Origin of the sequence: Ruminiclostridium papyrosolvens DSM 2782, from assembly GCF_029318685.1 — a bacterium.
Lineage (GTDB): Bacteria > Bacillota > Clostridia > Acetivibrionales > DSM-1351 > Ruminiclostridium > Ruminiclostridium papyrosolvens.
In genome coordinates this window covers 589,633-609,077 of sequence record NZ_CP119677.1, presented here as the reverse complement: position 1 = coordinate 609,077, position 19,445 = coordinate 589,633, and the positions used below count along the sequence as shown (strand labels likewise).

General features: G+C 35.6%; 26 protein-coding genes. 2 read left to right on the top strand and 24 right to left on the bottom strand.

Annotated features, from left to right (window positions below; all coding sequences use genetic code 11):
- Positions 1-167 precede the first annotated feature (167 nt).
- Both P0092_RS02920 and P0092_RS02915 read right to left on the bottom strand, forming a co-directional pair.
- The gene (locus P0092_RS02920; protein ID WP_004619000.1) at positions 168-2,570 is read right to left on the bottom strand and encodes a DNA/RNA helicase domain-containing protein; all 2,403 of its coding nucleotides are present in this window, start codon (positions 2,568-2,570) and stop codon (positions 168-170) included.
- Positions 2,571-2,573: 3 nt separating this feature from the next.
- Positions 2,574-2,957 carry a nucleotide pyrophosphohydrolase gene (locus P0092_RS02915; protein WP_004619001.1) on the bottom strand — a complete coding sequence of 128 codons (384 nt, stop codon included), beginning with the start codon at positions 2,955-2,957 and terminating at the stop codon, positions 2,574-2,576.
- 181 nt (positions 2,958-3,138) lie between these two features.
- On the opposite strand from P0092_RS02915, the gene P0092_RS02910 reads away from it, so the two are divergent.
- Entirely contained in the window at positions 3,139-3,576 is a 438-nt protein-coding gene (locus P0092_RS02910) for a hypothetical protein (protein ID WP_004619002.1), read from the top strand.
- Between the two features lie 46 nt (positions 3,577-3,622).
- On the opposite strand, the gene tnpC is transcribed toward P0092_RS02910, so the two are convergent.
- From tnpC to P0092_RS02870, 8 genes are all read right to left on the bottom strand, one after another.
- Entirely contained in the window at positions 3,623-5,041 is a 1,419-nt protein-coding gene (gene tnpC / locus P0092_RS02905; protein ID WP_276187060.1) for an IS66 family transposase, read from the bottom strand.
- A 94-nt stretch (positions 5,042-5,135) separates the two neighbouring features.
- Positions 5,136-5,492, bottom strand: a complete 357-nt coding sequence (gene tnpB, locus P0092_RS02900; protein ID WP_276187059.1) for an IS66 family insertion sequence element accessory protein TnpB — start codon at positions 5,490-5,492, stop codon at positions 5,136-5,138.
- Positions 5,485-5,847 carry an IS66 family insertion sequence element accessory protein TnpA gene (gene tnpA, locus P0092_RS02895; RefSeq protein WP_004619598.1) on the bottom strand — a complete coding sequence of 121 codons (363 nt, stop codon included), beginning with the start codon at positions 5,845-5,847 and terminating at the stop codon, positions 5,485-5,487. Before tnpA ends, tnpB begins: the two co-directional genes overlap by 8 nt.
- Positions 5,848-6,221: 374 nt before the next feature.
- Complete coding sequence (locus P0092_RS02890) at positions 6,222-7,208, bottom strand: DUF4179 domain-containing protein (RefSeq protein ID WP_004620675.1); 987 nt, start codon at positions 7,206-7,208, stop codon at positions 6,222-6,224.
- Positions 7,201-7,767 carry a sigma-70 family RNA polymerase sigma factor gene (locus P0092_RS02885; RefSeq protein ID WP_004620677.1) on the bottom strand — a complete coding sequence of 189 codons (567 nt, stop codon included), beginning with the start codon at positions 7,765-7,767 and terminating at the stop codon, positions 7,201-7,203. The genes P0092_RS02890 and P0092_RS02885 overlap by 8 nt, the downstream gene beginning before the upstream one ends.
- Before the next feature lie 78 nt (positions 7,768-7,845).
- The gene (locus P0092_RS02880; RefSeq protein WP_004620679.1) at positions 7,846-8,865 is read right to left on the bottom strand and encodes a S1C family serine protease; all 1,020 of its coding nucleotides are present in this window, start codon (positions 8,863-8,865) and stop codon (positions 7,846-7,848) included.
- Between the two features lie 152 nt (positions 8,866-9,017).
- Positions 9,018-10,064 (bottom strand): hypothetical protein, encoded by a 1,047-nt coding sequence (locus tag P0092_RS02875; RefSeq protein ID WP_004620682.1) that lies wholly within the window; start codon positions 10,062-10,064, stop codon positions 9,018-9,020.
- A gap of 167 nt (positions 10,065-10,231) precedes the next feature.
- Positions 10,232-10,516, bottom strand: a complete 285-nt coding sequence (locus P0092_RS02870; protein WP_051132024.1) for a DNA adenine methylase — start codon at positions 10,514-10,516, stop codon at positions 10,232-10,234.
- Positions 10,517-10,612: 96 nt separating this feature from the next.
- Between P0092_RS02870 and P0092_RS02865 the strand changes: the two genes are divergently transcribed.
- Positions 10,613-11,116 carry a hypothetical protein gene (locus tag P0092_RS02865; RefSeq protein WP_004620686.1) on the top strand — a complete coding sequence of 168 codons (504 nt, stop codon included), beginning with the start codon at positions 10,613-10,615 and terminating at the stop codon, positions 11,114-11,116.
- Positions 11,117-11,156: 40 nt separating this feature from the next.
- Here the strand turns inward: P0092_RS02865 and P0092_RS02860 are convergent, their stop codons facing one another.
- From P0092_RS02860 to P0092_RS02795, 14 genes are all read right to left on the bottom strand, one after another.
- Complete coding sequence (locus P0092_RS02860) at positions 11,157-11,285, bottom strand: hypothetical protein (protein WP_004620687.1); 129 nt, start codon at positions 11,283-11,285, stop codon at positions 11,157-11,159.
- Positions 11,282-11,980, bottom strand: a complete 699-nt coding sequence (locus P0092_RS02855) for a D-alanyl-D-alanine carboxypeptidase family protein (RefSeq protein ID WP_004620689.1) — start codon at positions 11,978-11,980, stop codon at positions 11,282-11,284. Before P0092_RS02855 ends, P0092_RS02860 begins: the two co-directional genes overlap by 4 nt.
- Entirely contained in the window at positions 11,973-12,377 is a 405-nt protein-coding gene (locus P0092_RS02850; RefSeq protein WP_004620691.1) for a phage holin family protein, read from the bottom strand. The genes P0092_RS02855 and P0092_RS02850 overlap by 8 nt, the downstream gene beginning before the upstream one ends.
- Before the next feature lie 75 nt (positions 12,378-12,452).
- Positions 12,453-12,569, bottom strand: a complete 117-nt coding sequence (locus P0092_RS02845) for an XkdX family protein (protein ID WP_004620693.1) — start codon at positions 12,567-12,569, stop codon at positions 12,453-12,455.
- 2 nt (positions 12,570-12,571) lie between these two features.
- A complete protein-coding gene (locus P0092_RS02840) occupies positions 12,572-12,835 on the bottom strand; it encodes a hypothetical protein (protein ID WP_004620694.1) in 264 nt (87 codons plus the stop codon).
- Positions 12,836-12,852: 17 nt separating this feature from the next.
- On the bottom strand, positions 12,853-14,262 hold the full coding sequence (locus P0092_RS02835) for a hypothetical protein (protein WP_004620696.1): 1,410 nt from the start codon (positions 14,260-14,262) through the stop codon (positions 12,853-12,855).
- Positions 14,263-14,265: 3 nt separating this feature from the next.
- Positions 14,266-14,415, bottom strand: coding sequence for a Gp37-like protein (locus P0092_RS02830; RefSeq protein WP_276187209.1), 150 nt, complete (start codon positions 14,413-14,415; stop codon positions 14,266-14,268).
- Between the two features lie 24 nt (positions 14,416-14,439).
- On the bottom strand, positions 14,440-16,989 hold the full coding sequence (locus tag P0092_RS02825) for a phage tail tape measure protein (protein ID WP_004620699.1): 2,550 nt from the start codon (positions 16,987-16,989) through the stop codon (positions 14,440-14,442).
- Positions 16,990-17,260: 271 nt separating this feature from the next.
- Positions 17,261-17,557 carry a hypothetical protein gene (locus P0092_RS02820; protein ID WP_004620702.1) on the bottom strand — a complete coding sequence of 99 codons (297 nt, stop codon included), beginning with the start codon at positions 17,555-17,557 and terminating at the stop codon, positions 17,261-17,263.
- A 46-nt stretch (positions 17,558-17,603) separates the two neighbouring features.
- Positions 17,604-18,149 (bottom strand): hypothetical protein, encoded by a 546-nt coding sequence (locus P0092_RS02815; RefSeq protein ID WP_004620704.1) that lies wholly within the window; start codon positions 18,147-18,149, stop codon positions 17,604-17,606.
- A gap of 4 nt (positions 18,150-18,153) precedes the next feature.
- Entirely contained in the window at positions 18,154-18,477 is a 324-nt protein-coding gene (locus P0092_RS02810; RefSeq protein WP_004620707.1) for a hypothetical protein, read from the bottom strand.
- Positions 18,474-18,845 (bottom strand): HK97 gp10 family phage protein, encoded by a 372-nt coding sequence (locus tag P0092_RS02805; RefSeq protein ID WP_004620709.1) that lies wholly within the window; start codon positions 18,843-18,845, stop codon positions 18,474-18,476. The genes P0092_RS02810 and P0092_RS02805 overlap by 4 nt, the downstream gene beginning before the upstream one ends.
- Positions 18,842-19,183 carry a phage head closure protein gene (locus P0092_RS02800; RefSeq protein ID WP_004620710.1) on the bottom strand — a complete coding sequence of 114 codons (342 nt, stop codon included), beginning with the start codon at positions 19,181-19,183 and terminating at the stop codon, positions 18,842-18,844. Before P0092_RS02800 ends, P0092_RS02805 begins: the two co-directional genes overlap by 4 nt.
- Positions 19,170-19,445, bottom strand: coding sequence for a hypothetical protein (locus tag P0092_RS02795; RefSeq protein ID WP_004620712.1), 276 nt, complete (start codon positions 19,443-19,445; stop codon positions 19,170-19,172). The genes P0092_RS02800 and P0092_RS02795 overlap by 14 nt, the downstream gene beginning before the upstream one ends.

The window sequence follows — 19,445 nt, the reverse complement described above, 5'->3', positions numbered from 1 at the left end:
TTTTGGATAGAAGATTAATTTTATTCCATAATATTTCTAACCACTCAAAATATTCTAGCAGTACGTTAACAATAAGGACGATTTCTTCACTTAAGACCTATCCTGCTTATCTATTTTATTCAATATTCTGTCGAAGTAACTCTTTTTTGAAATTTAAAGCTCAAATCTTAATCCAGAACAGTTATAAATTCTGCAACAACTTTAAACTCATCTTCATTTACATTTTCTAGAATTATATCCTCAAAATCAATATTGTCAGGGGACAATATTATTTTTTCATGTATCCACGTACCATCTGTTTGATAAACCTTTTTACTTCGATACCTCTTTATTGTATAGCTTTGTAATGACTCAGGATCAGATACATGACGTGATTCAACAAGCACTACCTTGCCATTTCTAGAGCCTCCCCTTTCAAATCTGAATACGCAGAAAGCACCGTCTTTTATAGTAGGCTCCATAGACCTACCAACCACCTGTGCTATAAACATATCATTTCCTAATTTCAGTTGTTCGTTTACTTTCATCCAGCCGAGCTGTTCTACATATTCTTCTCGAATAAAGTTTGTTGCTACTGCTTTTAATGAATAAACAGGTAAAAAATCCTTAAATTTTCTATTGTCATTGATTTCCTCCAAAATACCATTTGTTTCTTGATCTGGCACTATATGAATAAATTCACCTTTCAAAGTACTTTTTTCAATTCTAGACTTGAAGTACAACTCAGTGCTCTTATCCATAAAATATACATAGCACCCCTTCATTCCCCTAGTCATAAGTACTCTATATGTATTTTTTACAAGATCAATAAAATTCTCTTTTGATCTTTTTACTGTATTATCAGCAGATTTACTCTTATTGCCGAACCATCCCTGTTTTTCCAGATCATAGATCAGATCTTCCCCAAAGATTACTCCTACATAGTCAAACTCAAACCCCTGTGCTGTATAGATACAGCCTACTTGATTTAGGCCATTAGGATGATGTGCCCACAAAGTCGCTTTCGGAATATCAGCTGCAAGCTTTTTAGCTTCTGGCTTTGCGTTCCACGGCCGAGAAAAGTCGCCAATTACTACATCATTTACAAGAGTCCCATCGTTTTTTGCTTCAGACCAATTCCAACAAAATCCTGCGGTTAAACGTGCTTTGTAACCTTGGTTATTTTTCTCAACAATGGTTTGTTCCAAGCTTTCCGGCGAATCAAATATCCTAAAATCAAAGGTTTCTTCATTCTGATTCCAGATTGCATTGGCCGTTCTTTTAATACCCAACGTATTATTTATCCAATTTATAAAACCATCAGAGCCATTACATCTAAATTGGGTTTCTAGCTCTTCAAACTCTATTATTTTACATTTATGAGCAGAAGCACTTTCTTTTATATAATCAACTGAGCCGATCTCATCTGGGCGAACTACTTGTCGATCATCTATAAAAAATACGCTAACCTTTGCCGCTCTGATAATCTCATCAATTTGAGCCAAATCTGATTTCTTTGATGCTGGAGTAAACCTGTTGTTACTTGTTTTTCTAATTCGATGGGCCTCATCACAAATAAGCACATCCACTTCGTTGTTTTCAGCCTGCATATAGCTATTGAAATACTTGAATTGAACTGATCCTCGCCTTCCGATAACATCTCTCAGAGTTTCAGTAAATGCACGTGACCCAGTAGCGTATTGAGAATTATATCCCTTTAGGAGTAAGTCTGCCATTAGATTTATTGCAATAACTGATTTCCCGGTTCCAGGACCACCTTTAACAATTACTACTGATTTTTGTTTGTCATGAAAGCCTCGTGTCGCTTCTGCAAAAACCCTATCAAAAACAACCTTTTGTTCATCCAGCAATATATAACCCGAATTACCTTTTATTACATTTCCAACATGGTCCATAAGCTTTTTACTTGCTCTATATTTACTTTGCTCAATCTTTTTAAGAACTTCCAGTCCATTTCCTCTGCCTAAATTTTTCTGTAAATAATCTTTTAGTTTGTCAACATCATTTGCAGTAAAAACTGGATTCTCACTTATAACTTGTTGAAACTTGGAATCAAAAATAGCATCATCAGCCTGGAAGTGGTAATTGTGGAGATACGCACAGGAATGAAGCTGTACTGGATTTGCTCCATCATAAAATGCTGTATGAGTATCCTCTAAATATAGCCTGTACTGCCCAACCTGCACGGATGGGTGCAAAATGTCTCTATGGGCTCCATTTATCCATGTACAAACTTCATTCTGAGCATCAGAGGACTCACACTTTTCCCATTGCTTAAGCTCCACTATTACAGCATTATCTTCATCATTTACATTTCTTCCTGATATAAGACAATCCAATCTTTTGGAAGTCAGAGGGAGCTGATATTCTAAAATAATACCATGATCATCAAGTCCGGAATACTGAACCGTCTGTGAAAATGCCTTTAACGAATTCTGCCATGAATGAACCTCTCCTATGCTCGGATTAAAACCATAATAATCATAAAAACTTCTTCTAAGCTTTTCTGCAATTTGATTTTGAATATTATCATTAACAAATTGTACAGTCGTTCCTGAATATAGTCTCACTTATTAGCCCTCCGAATACTTCTTATTTGAACCCTTGAACTTGTTAACAGGATATTTTTCCTCATTTGATCTCATTTTCCTTAAAAATTCAGATGTTAGATCAAAATTATACCTTTGGGCAAACCTCAATAGAAAATATAAAACATCTGATAGTTCATCAGCGATATTTTGTCTCTTCAAATCATCCCTAAGCATTTCTTCACATTCTGAATCAGATTTAAATCTAAAAATCTCCAATAATTCTGAAGACTCTGTAATTACTGCAACCGCAAGATCCTTGGGACTATGATACTGATCCCAGTCTCTATTTTCACAAAATTTTTTAACTTCATCTTTCAATTCACTAATATATGTTTTTTTATCTAAATCATTTGTATTTGAGCTCATACGATTCACCTTAAGTTTATATAATTTATATTTACCAATTATTTTATTTCTTTACAAATCCTTAGTCAACAAAAGTTTACTGCAATAACAAATGATCTTTTAGTCAAAACCACCCGTAAAACGGGCAATGTCGTGAACTTAAGGAACCTGTCCAATTGGAAAAATTCTAGCGAAGCTTAAAATGAGAGGTAAGAATACCATTTACGGGAGTAAGGAGGCCTGCAGACAATGCCCGAACAGATGTACCGGAGGGAAAAGCCCTAAAACGGTCAGTTTTGGGCCTAAAACAAAATATGTTCCGGTGCGTATGTATGGAAGTCCTAGTATTAAGCTTAACCCTGTGCCAGCCGACATACCTCTCAGTCCATTTAATCACACCCTTGATCGTAAAGATTATATCCCAAGGAAGGTAGTTCTTAGAATAAAAGAAGATATCGCAAAGATAAAAGAACGAATGTGTCTGTCAGAACACCCTTTTGGAACTGTTAAGTGGTATCATGGAGCCTATTATCTGTTATGTAAGGGTAAAGAGAAAGCATCAGCGGAACTGGGGCTTAGTTTCCTTGCCTATAACATAAGAAGAGCGATAAATATGGTAGGAGTTAAGAGTAAGCGGTAAACCATGAGTACAGTTATCAAAAAAACCGCCATATAGGCGGCTGAATTTACTGCTTAGTTTGCTTTCTGCATTGTTCCGGCAGTTGATCTGACCATGGAAGCAGTTTATCTAAAAAAGTTAAGTCTTTGTCATCCATATGCTGGGGTATTTCCTTCAGTAGGTATTTAAAATACTCATATGGCTTAAGATTATTGGCCTTTGCCGTTTCTGACTGTGATGCCACTTCTTGTTTATGGTTTTTTATCCATGCGAAGAAAGCCTCCACTTGTGGCTTTACAAGTAGCTGCCGTTGTACGACCCGATCTTCCGGTGTAAGTTCTATCAGATCATTGTCGATTTTGTAGATCATGGCAATTTGCCTCAATGCAGCATATGCAAGTGTACTTTTTGCAGCTTCTTTGTCCATGGTTTTAACCACATCAGCATATCGTCGTCTGGCATGGCTCCAACAGCCCGCTATCGTTATCCCGGATTCTTCTTTTTCTAATTGATGATATACCTGGTAGCCATCCGTTACCAATACACCCTGGTATTTCTTTAAAAAATCCTTTGGATGGCTGCTGTTTCTGGTTCGCTGGTAATCATAAAGTATAATTGGCGGAGCATTATACATCTTTCCTGTACGGTATACCCACATGTAACTTTTTGATCCTGTCGCTCTACCATCTTTGGATACAATCACAGGGGTTTCATCCGCTTGTGATACCTTGCATTTATATAGTTCCTGATGCAAACGGTCATATAAAAGTGATAAATACCTCTCTCCACAAAGGATAGTCCAGTTTGCCATTACTTGTCTTGAAATCATTACATCGTTTCTGGCAAATTCCTGTTCAATCCTGTTTAATGGAAGTGCATTGATGTACTTCGAGTTTAGGATGGCTGCCTCCAGTGAAGGAGTGACAATACTGTTTCGAAGCAAGTCGGTTGGCCGACTTGCCTTAACGATGGTTTGGTTGTCATTTCCGCAATAAACCGCCACATGATGTTCTTCTACTTCGAATTGGACAGGGTGAAGAGCCAGCCTTTTGTATACCTCATCAGGAAGACGGCGCCATTTTTCACCAAATGTTGATCTAAGCTGCTCTTCAGATAGTGTATGCTCTATGATTGTAACAGGAATGTTCTTTAGATCTTCTTCACGCTTTCCTTTGTGTTTCTTCCGTTTATAGGCTTTGGGGCATACTTCCTCCAGCTCTGGTTCAGGAACTTTTTCAGCAGCTAAAACTTCAGCTTCGTTAAAATAGAGCTCCATTTGATCTTCAAACTTCATTTTTTCGGAGGAACGTCCAAACCGGTGTTGTTTTGATACACTTAACTGTTCAAAAAGCAGATCCATCTTCTGATTCAGTTCCTGCATCTTTGTATCCTGTTTTTCCTTATCACTCTGTAAGGAGATGAACATATTGATTATGTCTGCTTTGCTGTATTTAGTTAATTCATTTACACAGTATTTTTTATCCATAGAACTATCATACATACAAAAAACACCATGAACAGCGCAAAAAGGGAATTGCTGAAATCTGTGGACAATCCTCACAAATTCCTGCTTTTATCCACTACAAAATATGCTTGGGAAACGATTTCTTCACTGCTTTTGGCTGATCAATAGATAATCCTTCAGTAAGCCATCTGAATTGCTTGGATGTGATACATCTTGCTTCCTTTTCACTACGAGGCCATTGAAACCGTCCGCTTTCCAGACGTTTATACAGAAGAACAAATCCATCTCCCTCCCACAAAATAGCCTTTATGCGATTTGTTTTTCTCCCGCAAAAGAGAAATAGAGTGTTTTGAAATGGATTAAGCTTAAATTCATTTTGGACAATGGCTGCAAGACCATCAATTCCGCAGCGAAGGTCGGTATATCCGCAAGCAATGTATATTTGATCAAAACCGGTTGCATCATTAAACATGTCCCAGCACCTTTAATATATTGGCAAGCAACTCCGGTGATGTTTGATTTGAAAGTTCAAGGCGAGAGCTGCCAATACATAGAACCATATCAGGACTAAAATATTTATCGGTACACGTTTTGCTGTCCAACACTTTAAGTGGAATAAAAGCTGTATTCTGTTTGGCTACCGGTAATTCAGAAGAAAATGAACTGATTTCTTCACGAACTCTACGTTGCCAGTAAAAAAACTGTTTTTCGTTAATGCTGTTTTCCTGACACCATGCCTTTACAGACATTCCGCTAGTGCGGCATGCATGGATAATGGGAGCCCACTGAGAAAGTCGGTACTTATGAGTTGATTTTTGTGCATCCATAATGAATTCTCCTTGAAACTTCAACAAGTTTGCTTTAAAAACTCCTAAAAGTATTTAAAGTTGTAACTAAAACTATTCAGGAGTAATTATCACATGGCAGATGCCTTCAGTCGAGGTACTCATGGTTTACCACTTACAGTTAAGAAGTTAATTGCAGCAATGTAGGGGGGTATTCCATAGCTTTTCTCTAAAAAACAAAAAGGACATTAATTTTGAAATTTTTCTTCAAAATAGTGTCCATTTTGTCACTTGTAAAACGCTGAAAAGCCTGATAAATCAGGCTTTTCATACAAATTGTGGTGGAGGCGAACCGTACCAGTCAAAGATAACAACGGATATAAGTGGGTATAGGCGTGGTTAATAAGTATCAATAATTACTTTTCAATCGTCTTCAAATCTAATTTCGTACTCAACAAAATATCTTTTACATTATCTAATATTTTACTTTCACTAGAATCTATTATATTTAGAGTCAAGTGTTCTGGCACAGTATTTAAAGAATCAAAAGTTGCAATAGATGAGTACGTTGTGAAATCTCCATTAACTACATTCGACCCAACGTTACCTTTTGATTGAACTAATCTTCCATTTTCATTAAATAACTGCATACTATAGTGCTCGTCTTTTGGACAGGTATACTCGTAGCTTATAGTTGTTGCAACCGGAGTAAAAATTATATTTTTAACTATAATCGTTCTATTTCCCTGTTTAATATTTTTCATTAATTTAATTTCTGTGGTTAAAGGGTCCACTTTACTGTAGTCAATGGGTATATCGTACTCAAACTTTTTAATTTTTCCGGTGTTATCAGTCCCAACTAGTTTTAAAGTGGATTTGTCTGGAGGCGTCTCTGTTAAAGACATTTCAGTTAATCTGTAAAAACTGTCTTTTGTGATTTCAGTACTTCCTCCACCGCTACCTTTATTTAAGGGTTTGTTATTATAATACAATGTAAAATGGGTTTCAAAGTTATATGGATTTCTTCCTTTTACTACTATGCCGAAATTAAAATTGCTTCTATCAAAATAATATTCCTTAAGAGTTACTGTCACACCATCCCTAGTTTGTTGCTGTTCAGGGAAGTGGGTCAATCCATTTAGGCTGGCAATTTTCAGATTATTATCAGTAAATTTTTGAAATATAGAACCAATAAATGGTATACTTTTAAACGCTTCCGCCGCCGGAGGATATGCATAACCTGTACCTATCAAACTTGTAAATAGTACACACAACACAATAGAAAAGGTTATCAATCTTTTAGTTATCAAACCATTTCTTCCTTTTCTTATTGCTTTCTTTAAAACAAAATCAATATCATCTGGTACCTGTATTTCTTCGCATTGTTTTTTGAAGTTATTCATTAAAATTACCCCCTTTAACATCCTTCAGTTCAAGTCTTAAAAGGCTTAACGCTCTATTAAGTCTGGTTTTAACAGTACCAATGGGACATTCTACAATTTCAGCTACTTGATTAATGGTAAAATCCTGATAATACTTAAGAAGTATTACTGTCTTCAACTTTATATCCAATTTTTCTATTGCTTCTATCAGGTCAATATTTGAAGAAAGAACTTCAGACAAATCAGGTGTACCATCTGAATATTGGTATATATCATCTGAATCAATACATTGAATCTCATTTTTATTTATTCTCTTTTTTTTCTTCAGAAAATTGATACAGCAATTTATTGTTATTCTTGTTATCCACGTATTAAAAAATTCCGGGTTTTTAAGCTTTTTTATCGTAGCAAAAGCATTGTATACAGTATCGTGGAATAAGTCCATCGCATCTAAATTATTCTTAACATAAATGAAAGCTATTCTGTATATGTCCTTTTTTCTTTCATCCATTAATTCAGCAAAAGCATTTTTATTACCCTTAATAGCATTTCTTACCTTTTCTAATTCAACAGCTGTCATATATATCTCCCATTTATTTATAGAGAATTAACCTCTCATTATAATTAGACAATCTAGCGGATAAAAAGGTTTTTTCTTTTATCGATATTCTTTAATTTTTATTTTAATTTCAAAATCTTTTTGATCTCTAAGAAGTTTTATACTAATTACATTTCCGATTGCTATGTCTTTAAGTATTTCATTATACTCAACTTTGTTTGATATTTTTATGTTATTAATAGATAAAATTTTATCTTTTTCCTTCAGACCTGCTTCCTTAGCAGGAGAATTTGGGTCTATACTTTTAATATCAATTCCAGAATCATTTGGTATACCATACTTTGTGAAATTATCTTCGGCAAAATTTACTCCAATATATGGCACCTTTACTTTACCATCTCCCTCCAATTTGGAAATTGCAAAAAGTACATTTTCAGAAGGGATAGAAAATGAAAGTCCTTCACTACCAAATTCAGTTGATTTAAAAGAGTTAACACCTATTACCTCTCCGTTAGAATTAATAAGCGGCCCCCCACTAAAGCCAGGACTTGAAGCAATATTACTTTGAATTAACTTATAATTTCCAAATCCTATTCTATCAGTTGCACTTATAATCCCTGTAACAACTGTATCTTTCAAATATACAGATAGTGGAGTCCCAATTGCAACTACATTGTCCCCTACATTACATTTTTTAGAATTTCCAAATTTTACTGGTGTTAATTCTTGTTTACCTTCCACTTTGACTATTGCTATATCGGTCTTATCGTCACCGGAAATCAAATTAGCACTATATTTTTTATTATCATAGGTAATAATAAAAAAACTCTTATCTTTAATATTGTGATAATTAGTAATTACATAGCCACCTCTTTTATAAACAAAACCTGTACCAACTTCAACATCTCCTGACCTAAATCCTGTATCCTTATTAAGTCCAGCTACAATACTAACAACAGATTGCTTTATTTTATTTATTTGAAAATTAACATCTCTCGTATTAGTAACTGATAATGTTTGTATACTTTTCGTGAAATAACATATACAAACCGTACAAAGAATGAGAAGTAGTACATTAATTGAAAGTAATACAATATTAAATATCTTTTTAGAATTCATATTTGCCCCCGAAATTATGTTCATAAGTTTAATTAAAGAAAAATCATAATAGCCAAACTATATCGCTTTGCATTATAATACTGTAAAATGAATAGTAGAGCTAAATGTTATAGCTCTACTATCCATAAAATATATCCAATACAATTTAGTTATTAGCAAGCAAAATCAAGTTCTGCATTTGGCGTTTCAGTAACATAATCACTACTAGGTGTTACCGAAAGGCTTGCACTTATCGGCCATGAAATACTTACTGATGGTTCTAATGTTTTCTGGAGATGCTTGTAACATCCATAAATATATGCATGGTTTATAGCTGGATTTTGCTTATTAACATAGTAACTCATATATCCCCTATGATGCCCATACCAGGAAACAGTCGTTCCGACCATTGCGGTCTGGCTATCCTTAAGGTTAGTTGAATATACAACCCCTCCTGAATCAGGATTCATGGATTCCGGACTATTCTCTTGATGCTCTGTTGCAAATCCATTAAAAAAATAGTCATATTTATATACGTATGTAGTTGGATCTTTTACAGAACGTATAAGCCCCGGGTCATGTGCTAAACCAAATACATCAATACTTGTGTAAAAAGGATCTTTTAGCCATTCCCATCGATAATTTATTAAATATTTACCACCACCTTGAGACCATGCTGAAATAGTGTACGTAAGGTATCCATCTGATGAATTAGAGTCTCTACTGCCATCTAATGGCGTTAAGTTTAACATACCTGTGTTACTCATTGTGTCAGATAGTTTAACACAGCCATCACAATTATTCTTATTAGCCTTGATTTGTTCAAGTTCGAATTTACATTGTTCCTCGCTTATCGCAACAAATTGTACATCTTCATCAGTATCAGTGTTTTGTATACTTTGTTTACTTTTTATTTTAGATTCCTTAACATCTTTGTTTTTATGAACCAATTTTAAATACTTTGTAACACTTCTAACCGGTTTTAAGTTTATGAATTTAGTTAATTCAGAATCTGAAATCAAATCTTTAATTTCAGACATCGTCCAACCACCATTAAGCAAATTATTAATTGCTATCTCCTTATCGCTTAGACTAGAACTTGAACTTACATCGGTTTTGGTAGATTCAATATTGCCTTCCTCAGCAAACACCATGCTACTGCTAATCATCGTAACCATTAATGTTAATGCTAAAATTCTTTTTAAATTTTTAAATTTCAATAAATCATCTCCTATAATTTGAATAGTGTACGCGTACTTTTCCAAGTTTACATTATATTATGTGTAAAATTTGTAAAATTTTGTAACACAAAATTTAATTTTTTTCAGTATTTTCTGTATTTTTGGTATAATTTAACCAATTACATATAATTTTATTAATAATTAACTCAATAATTCCTCACCAACACCTCACAATACGTCTTCTCCTTTCCCTCATACCTATTCAATAAATTAAGATTCCTCTGAATTTCCTCAATAGTAAAGTCCTTGTACAGTTCCCTTACATACTCACAATCATTGTATGATAACAGGAATTTACCTTTTATACTTTTCAAGGTTTTGGCAAGTCTTTCATGATCCTCCGGTTTGAATTCAGCCTGATAATACTTTTCTGTTCCGTAATATGGCGAATCCAGATAAAAGAAAGCTCGGCTCGTTTTTTTATGTTGCAATAACTTTAAATTTGCATTTTATGTTGACAGTATTTGTATGTTTGTACTATAATTTCAAATAAATGGTAGCATAAAATACAAAAATGGAGGTAGTTTATGAAGAACCAAAATGTAATTTCAAAAAGGAGAATTCTAATGAAAAAGCCAAAAAAACTTTTACTTTTAGCGACAGTTGTCTCAATTTTATTGTCAGGTGTAAATCTAGTAAATGCAGATGCCCTTCAGTTTAATACAGAAGCTACTGCTTGCAACCTAACAGATGTTAATAATAATTTTTTTACAAATTCCACCCCGCTAGATGGTCCAAATGATTCTGATTTTTATATGGTATACAATCCCTCAAGCTCTATCGAACCTTACATTTATACTTTTTCTTTGCAATCCCCCGTTAGTGCAAATGTTGATATGCAGGTTGTAATTTATAACGAGACTAAACAAATCTCGTATCTTAATAAAAACATTGAAGACAACGGGATAAGTCAAAGGGATTCAACATATTTCATACTTAATCCAGGTGAAAAGGCATATATAAGAGTACACTCCCATGACTCATCCTATTCTTCTACATACAATTATTCGCTTACTTATCGTAGGACCTAGTTAGTATAATAAATAAAGCGAGAAGCTTACGCTTTTGATATTATTTTGCCCTCAGAGGGAAATCTCTGAGGGCAATTTTGCTATTAGCTGTAAACACTATCACCGCTCCTACCAAAGCAATAGTTACAATCGTCTTTACGTCGATAAGTTTTGCAATTTTTTCCTTCATAATCTAGCTCCCCCCATTTTTTTCACAATATTCATAATGAAACTGTCAAAGTATTTTACTGTTTTAAGCAGTCCTAGCCACATGACCGGGCTGGATTGAGTAGCCATGATAACCTCCTTGGCAGTGCTATAATCATTCCCAAGGATATTCTGGCAAACCCTTAAAATCTCTTTGGCCTTGTCTTTTGTTTTAGGACCTATCACTCCGTCTGCGGTCAATCCGGTCATTGACTGAAATTCTTTTACTTCCATTTCTTCATTTACCCCCTTAAGTACACTGTCCCTGATTGCTTCCTTTTGTTTCTGGCTCAATCCGTTATGTTCAAGCAGCTGTATATGCCATGGCTCATAGCTCATTGGTTTAACAAGGTCATACTTTTTTAATTCGGCATTATTAATGGCCTGAAACCAACTATCTGTTATATCCATGGCTATGCAATAGCAATGATTTGATTTACCGTAAGCAGCAGCCCAACACTTGCCATCACTTGTCCAAACTGACCCGTCTGGTTTTTGGTATGCTCCTTTATGACATTGTAAAGATTGTGCATTTACAATTTTTTGTTTTTCCATACTCCTGTAACCAGAGGTGCAGATGCAACTTTTACCCTTTGTAGCACACAAAATATTTACTGCATTAATCAGCTTTGGATACACTGCTGTTTCATCCTGGTATTTAAAGTTAACACTATTCACTTTTCTTTCCTCCTTCCTTCAATTGAATTAGGGCTTCTTTTATTTTTTGTGGTATTGGCAATCCCAGTTGAGCACAGTTTTCAATAATGCTTAACCCTTCATTGGCAATATAAAAATAACAGACTAAAGTTCTGAATACCCATTGTCCGCTTCCTGAAAGCCTGTCTAGTGAAACAGCTACAATCAAGACGATAAATATTACTGCTTTACGGGCCAGTCCTTTTAGCCCAATATCGCTGCTGAGTTTCTTTAGTACATATCCTTTAATAAGCCCTGTACAATAATCAAGTACTATGAAAGTAACTAGTACCGATATAGCTAAGTCCCAAGTACCAAAAAGCCATGTAAAAATTGTTGCAACCAATGCTACTAAAGTATTTATGCTGAATTTACACATATATTTGTCCTCCCCGATGTATTTTTGTAAAACAAAAAGAGAGCCAAATAAATGACTCCCTTTTAGGTCGTGATATTATCCTATTATCTTCATTTTTCCCTCGGCGGTTATCCATCCCTTTGATACCGCAATATCCAGTTGTTCTGCTGTTACCTTTTCTATACTGTATAAATAATTCAACCTTTCAAACATGCTTATACCTCCTGTAAATTTGATGTAATCAAAGTGTCTATTTGTGCCTGCATATTTAAATTGTCCATTATCAGCGTGTCAATCATATCCTGTAATTTTTGAGTCTCAGTTTTAGCATTTTCAGGTAAAGTTTCATTAGGTTCTAAAAATCCAAGAAAATTACCTTCTGTTATATTCTGGACTTCAATTAATGTGCATCCTTGACTTGTTCTGTCAGAAATAATTTGCTGTCTTTCTTCCTCTGTTGTATATTTTATAATAATCATATAATACCCCCATTAACTTATAAAGTATTTGAACAACTTACAGTAGCTATATATAATTTAAAACCAGAAACATTTGAACCATAAGATGAATTTGATGATTTTGTATATATCTGAATTTTATCCCCTACATATATTGATATGTCTTCAGTAAATGTTATTGGTGTAAGTCCATTCACAGTACGTTCTATGCCAACAGCGACGCCATTAACATATATACGACCGTATGCTGTAATTGAACCTGATGATGAACCTGACGATAAATTGAATTTAACTCTAATAGTACCCCCTAATAATGATGTAGTAATTTCTCTCACTTTTGTATATGCTGTACTAGTTGTACTTCCTGTATTACTATTGTCTCCTATTAAAATATCACCTGCAATTAATTTTATAGCTTCAACCTTTCCACCTCCATTATGGTATCCTTCTGCAATTACTTGTTCTACTAGACTTGGAGTAATAGTAACTGCTCCATTATTTGTAATTGTACCAACTTGGTCTGTGTCTACCTCTGTACTATATGTTTCTCCTGCTAGTACCTTACCAGAGGTTGTTGTACCTGTGGCACTAGCCTTGATAAAAAAACAGCTACTAGTTAAGTTATACCAAACTGTATAAGCCCTTCCTGCTGTTAGTGTTGGAGCAATGGTAGCGTTTGGTTTGTACAATGGCTTACCATTTATAGTTGTATCAGCGCCACTATTATTTGCACTTGCAATAAAATTAATAGGTACCCCATTTTCTAATGTTTCTCTAATTGTGAGTGTTATAGCTGTTGCTGTACCTCCTGCTAATTGGTAGATACTTTCCGACTTATGAGTATTTATTTGATTTAATATATTACCAGCCACATCACCACTTAACGTATTTTGTGCCTGTTTAAACCAATCATTAAAGGCTGAATCGTATTGAGCGAAAAGGCCTGTAGTATCTATTTGCTCTACAACTCCTGACACTGTGCCACACAAGGTTGCATTGAAACGTAAATCTGTTATATGTGCCTGATTAACTCCTGTGTCTCCATTATTAATTAATATGTCAGCTATACCAAGTTCGTATATGTCTGAGGTTCTTGTTAATAACGATGCTGTCGGGGTACTGGCAGGAGTGCCTTTCAAAACTGATAAAGCAATTTGCCTATTCAGATGATCCAGCCTTAATACAATTCTGTCAATTCTCTTTAATACTCCGTCAGCTGGATCTATTGACATATTGAATGTACCGGTATTTTCATAGTAATATCCATTTATCCATGCTTTTCCTGCAGCGACTGATATATTCATTCCACCTGAAGCTGTCACGGCTAGATTGTTACCCGGATTTGGATATACTCCGTTTCCGATAAAGCTCCCGAAATATGCAGCATAATCGGAGGCATTGTATTTTCTGTCCCCGTTTATACTGTTAAAAAAACTACTTTTCTGCACTGTTTATTCCCCCTTCAAAATATCCTTCAATTCCGGAAGTGGACTCCCGAAAGTAGGCGTTAGTGTTATAATACCTTTTTCATATACTTCTTCGATTTCAGTTATGCGAACATCAATGGCTTTGTTCCATGCTCGGTTCCTACAGGTAACAATATATATGTTAATATCTTTGGCATTTTACACCCCCAAAACTAAACGCCTTGAAGCATTTCTGGTTTGCCTTGCAACCTCGGACGGTGTTAACGGTGTAGGACTGTAAATATTAACAGTTTGGTTGTAATCTCCTGAATGACCAGTCCCACTGGATGAACTGTTGTTGCCCATTATATAATCATGTTTGTTAACAGGTATTGCCTTTGCCATGTTTGACGATACACTTCCCATTTCTGCTTCGAAGCCCACACCAATTCCCTGAGCCATGTATTTACCTACCTCGTCAGCCAATACACGTGAAGGGGAATGTATACTTAGCTTGTCCTTTATAGTGTCAACAATTCCACCTACAAAACCGGATATTTTATCTTTTAACCACCCTACTGCACCCGTCATGCCGTTCCATATTCCTTCAACAATGTTCTTTCCTATATTGACCATTTTGTTTGGCAGCTCCAACATGAACCCAACAAATTTTGCTATAAAAGAAGGCAGGTTATTATTAGCCCAATTGATAAGTTCTGATTTGAGATTATTAAATTTATCCTTAATTCCGATTATTGCATTCCACACCTTGCCCGGTAGTCCTTTGAAAAATTTAACAACATTATTGATAAAACCGTCCACAAAGTTTTTGAAACCGTCACAATTGTCATAGAGTAGTTTAAAAGCTCCTGCAAAAGGATTCACTATCATTAATAGCAGCCCTTGCCAGTTATTTTTTATAAATTCAATTACCGTATTAAAAATACTTTTCACTTTTTCAACGGCTGTAGACACGGCACTTTTTATCTTGTCCCATATTCCTATGATTGCATCCCTAAAGCCTTCATTTGTGTGCCAGAGGGTTATTATTGCCGTGACTAAGCCTGCAATAAGCATTACAATAATTCCTATAGGATTGGCACTTTGTGCAGCATTAATTGCCCATTGTGCTATTGTTGCCCCCTCGTTTGCCGCCTTAAATGCTTTGATTGCTTCCACAACTCCCATTACCATACTAGCCACATTCCATGCGATAAACCCTGCACCTATACCTGCAATAGCACTAATTATTGAAGCGCTATTGTCTAATATAAAACTTATTAGTTTAGATACCATTTCTGATATGTTACTTATGGCTTCTTTGGCTTCTGGCGATTGAAGTTTTACAATTACTTCTTTCATCTTAGGCATTAATTTTTCACCGATGGGTACTATCACATCAGTTTCAATTGTTCTGCCTAATCCTTTTAATGCTTCAAGTGGTGTATCATATTGTATCTCATTAATTTTAGCTAATGCATCAGTGGTACTATGTATTTTACCCTCTGTTGATGTAAGGGCCTCAATACCTTTAGCCCCTAAATCCTCCCACATTGTTCCAAACAGAGATACTCCAATTTGATTTTGTACTAAAGGGTCTTTCATTTCTAACAATTTTGATGTAACAAGTTCAAAGGCAGCTTTCCCTTTTTCACCACCATTCGCAAAATCTGAACTAACCTTTTCAACATCTAACCCTAAATCAGAAAAAGCTTTCGTTGTTGTCTCTGAACCATCTTTTGCACGGACACCGAATTCCTTGACAGCATCACCAAGCTTATCAACACTCCATGTTCCTGCAGCTGCTCCGTTTGCCAGCATGTTAAACATTTCTTCTGCATTAAACCCAAGCTGTTTAAACTGAACCGAATACTCGTTTACCGTGTCAAGCAAGTCACCATTTTTATCTAATCCATTCTGGGCACCTTGGGCTATCAGGTTATAAGCAGTTTCACTGTCCAGTCCAAATTGCTTAACTAGCATTTGTGCAGATCGTATACTTTCATTTACTTCAAACTTAAAAGTATCACGTAACATTATTGCATTTGTAGTTGTTGTTTCAAGGGATTCACCTGTTAATCCAGTCTGTTGATTAATTGAAGACATAGCAGATGCTATATCTTCATAGCTTTCACCGAAATTATTAGCATATATATTTTTTAAAGTATCACTGAATTTTGTTGTTTCATCATCAGCTAATCCAGTCTGTGTAATAATATTGTTTACTGCACCTGTAAAATCATTTGCACTGTTAAGAGCTTTAACTCCTAATCCAACAGCAGCTGCACCTGCTGCTAAACCTAATTTTGCTACTGCTTCTGTGCCGACAGCTACTTTATTACTTAAGTCATTCGTACTTTCGCCTGTTTTTTCAATATTCGTACCTAGTGTTTTGACTTCAGTACTTGTATTGCTGGCTTGACTTTTTAACTCATTTAATTCAGTTTCGGTTTTAATAATCTCACGTTGAAAAGCTCTATATTGCTCTTCAGATACCTTCCCCTGCTTAACTTGTTCCTGCACCTGTTTTTCAGCCTCTTTTAAAGCATTCAATTTGTTTGAAGTATTATCAACAGATTCTGCAAGTAGTTTTTGCTTTTGAGCCAAGAGTTCAGTATTTGTAGGGTCAAGTTTTAAAAGCTTTTCAACCTGTTTTAACTCATTTTGTAAATCCCTGCCTGTCTTATTTACGTCACCAAGGGCTTTATTCAATGGCCCCGTGTTGCCTCCGATTTCAACGGTTATTCCCTTTATTGTTCTTCCAGCCAATGTCATCCCTCCTTTCCAAAGTTCTCCCGCAATTTGGCTCTATCTGGTTTGGTCTGCTCAAGGATCCAGCACCTTTCTAAATACTTTTGCCCCTCTTCTGATTGCATATATTTGTATATAACTGCATCCCGAAGTATAGCTTGATACTCAAAAACATTAAGTTCATAGATTTGAGCAAAATTAAAGCCGGTATATTCAGATACCAGCTTTTCTTCAATATAATTTAGTTTATAATGTCCCTCGTCTGTATCATCAGGACAGCGAGGGATTTTTAGTTTGGGCTGTTTTTAGTTTCGCTAATCCATTTGAAGTACTCTGTAAGAATAAGACTTACCTGATCCATGTCAAGATCATCAATAACACTGTCTGGAACTGTATACCCTGATTTATTTTTATTCAGAATCATTTCCAATGCTTTAAACAAACCGTCAACTACTTCCGGCCCTTTACTTTGAGTTAATTCGATAACTTTATTGAGAACTTTCTTTGTTGGAGGCTCTACCTCAAGTACAACATCTCCAATTTTTATTGTAAAATATCTCTTTACTGCGGAATTAATGTTAAACATATTATTTTCACCTCTTTAAATTAAGGGGCCAGAAGGCCCCTGTCAATTAACCTTCCGTTGGAATTTCCTCTTCATATTTTATAAGTGTACCTTCGTTGTCCTGTGGCTGTGCCTTAAATTCTGCATCAATGACTGTTTCCTTATCTTTCTTGAAAGCCAAGGAAAATCCCGCCTGATTTTGACCAACTATAGTAACCCTAATATCACCGTCCATTGGATCTTTATGTACAAAATGTAAGACATATTTTTTGCCGTTGTCATTTCCTATACCACCGATTTTCACTGTCCTTACTCCGGCAACTTCGGTTACTCGTGCTGTACTACAGAGTTTTCCAAGTGTTTTACCATTCCATGTCATTATTCCAGATTTTAGAGTGGCTTCTTCTTCCGTAATTATTACTTTTGTTACTTTCCCCATGTCGTCCTTAGCTTCATAAAATTTAGGCTTATACTCTAAGCTTGCACCACCCTGTATTGCCCCAAGCAAATTCTCCTCTTTTTCAATTACATTGTTTTCAGGCACCGTTCCCGTAAACTCGCTACAATACAAATCCCCACTACCCAACACTATTTTTTCACCATCTGTAACCATTTTTCTACCTTCTTTCTATAACTTTGATTTGATAAACCACTTGATACATTTGTTCTGATTGTATGTACTCCTCAAAGGTTTTGTATTCAGGGTCTATTGTGTTTAATATTTCTTCAATTTTCCGCTCTGCTTCCAAGTCTTTTTTTACAGTGTAAAGTTCGACCTGATAATTTTTAAACTTTCCATGCATTTTGTAGTCAGATGAAATATTATCATCATTAGTTCTGATATAAACGATGTAAGGTGGTTCCGGCGATGTTGTAAAATGGTGGTATGCCACGGGATATCCAATTGTTTTCAGTTGATTGCACAGCTCAATTTGTGTCATTTTTGTGCCGCCCTTTCAGTCCGTTCAATAAGGTCTTTCTTCGCTTTTTCTTCATTAGTAGAAATATGAGGCCTGCCTTCTACCCTTCCACCGCCTGTTTTAGCGTGACCGAATTCCAGTAGGTGTGTCAGCTGATAGTCTGTTGCATTGTAAGTGGACAGCCGGATATTGTCTCTGTCTTCATATTCCACCTTTGACCGCCAACCTTTAGCATATTTCCCCGTACCGTCAAACAGGGTTTTACTATCCTGTCTGATAGCTTCGGTCATTTCCTTGCTTACATCCTTGCAGGTCTTTTTTACCTCCTGAGTTACCTCTGTAGAATACTCAGACAATACTGCTGCCAATTGTGCTTCCAAGTCGCTCATGAAACACCCACTTTCTTGTTGCAGTACAATTCCAACAACCCTCCGCCCCGTGGATATGTACGGTATATGCTATATGTCTTGTCCTCATATTTAAGGGCTGTTTCACCATCGTATTCCTCCAAATCTATAACAAGCAAATGTTCAGGTTTTATTCCAGACTGTCCTGCATTATAGAATTCGGATGAATTGACAGGTAACTCAGCACAGTAGACAAGCCTCTCCACTGGGGTTTCTACCTGATTCCCTATGTTGTCATCACTAACGGTAGTTGATAGCAGATAGCAGACAAGGTCCAGAGATATGCTTTCCTTATTAGATATACTTTTAAGTTTCAGCATATTGGGACCTCGCTTTCACTACCCGGTTTCTCAACCTATATGTCAAGTTTTGAGGTAGTCCTACATCTTCCTGACGTTTCCGGTACTTCCATGCAGCATAGTCGGATAATAGCATTTGGTCTTCCACATTACTAAAATCCAGAGTTATTCCCCTATCCTCAATTTCCTTTTGTGCTGCCATAATCGTTGAAGTGAAATAATCATCCCTTAAGTTATGGGTTATACCAAGGTCTATTTTCAGAAGATTTAATATAATATCCAT

Bases quoted from the DNA above. Each gene is read 5' to 3' on its own strand.
- P0092_RS02915 (WP_004619001.1), bottom strand. From the start codon at position 2,957: ATGAGCTCAAATACAAATGATTTAGATAAAAAAACATATATTAGTGAA.
- P0092_RS02910 (WP_004619002.1), top strand. From the start codon at position 3,139: ATGAGAGGTAAGAATACCATTTACGGGAGTAAGGAGGCCTGCAGACAA.
- tnpC (WP_276187060.1), bottom strand. From the start codon at position 5,041: ATGGATAAAAAATACTGTGTAAATGAATTAACTAAATACAGCAAAGCA.
- tnpB (WP_276187059.1), bottom strand. From the start codon at position 5,492: ATGTTTAATGATGCAACCGGTTTTGATCAAATATACATTGCTTGCGGA.
- tnpA (WP_004619598.1), bottom strand. From the start codon at position 5,847: ATGGATGCACAAAAATCAACTCATAAGTACCGACTTTCTCAGTGGGCT.
- P0092_RS02890 (WP_004620675.1), bottom strand. From the start codon at position 7,208: ATGAATAACTTCAAAAAACAATGCGAAGAAATACAGGTACCAGATGAT.
- P0092_RS02885 (WP_004620677.1), bottom strand. From the start codon at position 7,767: ATGACAGCTGTTGAATTAGAAAAGGTAAGAAATGCTATTAAGGGTAAT.
- P0092_RS02880 (WP_004620679.1), bottom strand. From the start codon at position 8,865: ATGAATTCTAAAAAGATATTTAATATTGTATTACTTTCAATTAATGTA.
- P0092_RS02865 (WP_004620686.1), top strand. From the start codon at position 10,613: ATGAAGAACCAAAATGTAATTTCAAAAAGGAGAATTCTAATGAAAAAG.
- P0092_RS02860 (WP_004620687.1), bottom strand. From the start codon at position 11,285: ATGAAGGAAAAAATTGCAAAACTTATCGACGTAAAGACGATTGTAACT.
- P0092_RS02850 (WP_004620691.1), bottom strand. From the start codon at position 12,377: ATGTGTAAATTCAGCATAAATACTTTAGTAGCATTGGTTGCAACAATT.
- P0092_RS02845 (WP_004620693.1), bottom strand. From the start codon at position 12,569: ATGTTTGAAAGGTTGAATTATTTATACAGTATAGAAAAGGTAACAGCA.
- P0092_RS02840 (WP_004620694.1), bottom strand. From the start codon at position 12,835: ATGATTATTATAAAATATACAACAGAGGAAGAAAGACAGCAAATTATT.
- P0092_RS02820 (WP_004620702.1), bottom strand. From the start codon at position 17,557: ATGTTTAACATTAATTCCGCAGTAAAGAGATATTTTACAATAAAAATT.
- P0092_RS02815 (WP_004620704.1), bottom strand. From the start codon at position 18,149: ATGGTTACAGATGGTGAAAAAATAGTGTTGGGTAGTGGGGATTTGTAT.
- P0092_RS02810 (WP_004620707.1), bottom strand. From the start codon at position 18,477: ATGACACAAATTGAGCTGTGCAATCAACTGAAAACAATTGGATATCCC.
- P0092_RS02805 (WP_004620709.1), bottom strand. From the start codon at position 18,845: ATGAGCGACTTGGAAGCACAATTGGCAGCAGTATTGTCTGAGTATTCT.
- P0092_RS02800 (WP_004620710.1), bottom strand. From the start codon at position 19,183: ATGCTGAAACTTAAAAGTATATCTAATAAGGAAAGCATATCTCTGGAC.
- P0092_RS02795 (WP_004620712.1), bottom strand. From the start codon at position 19,445: ATGGATATTATATTAAATCTTCTGAAAATAGACCTTGGTATAACCCAT.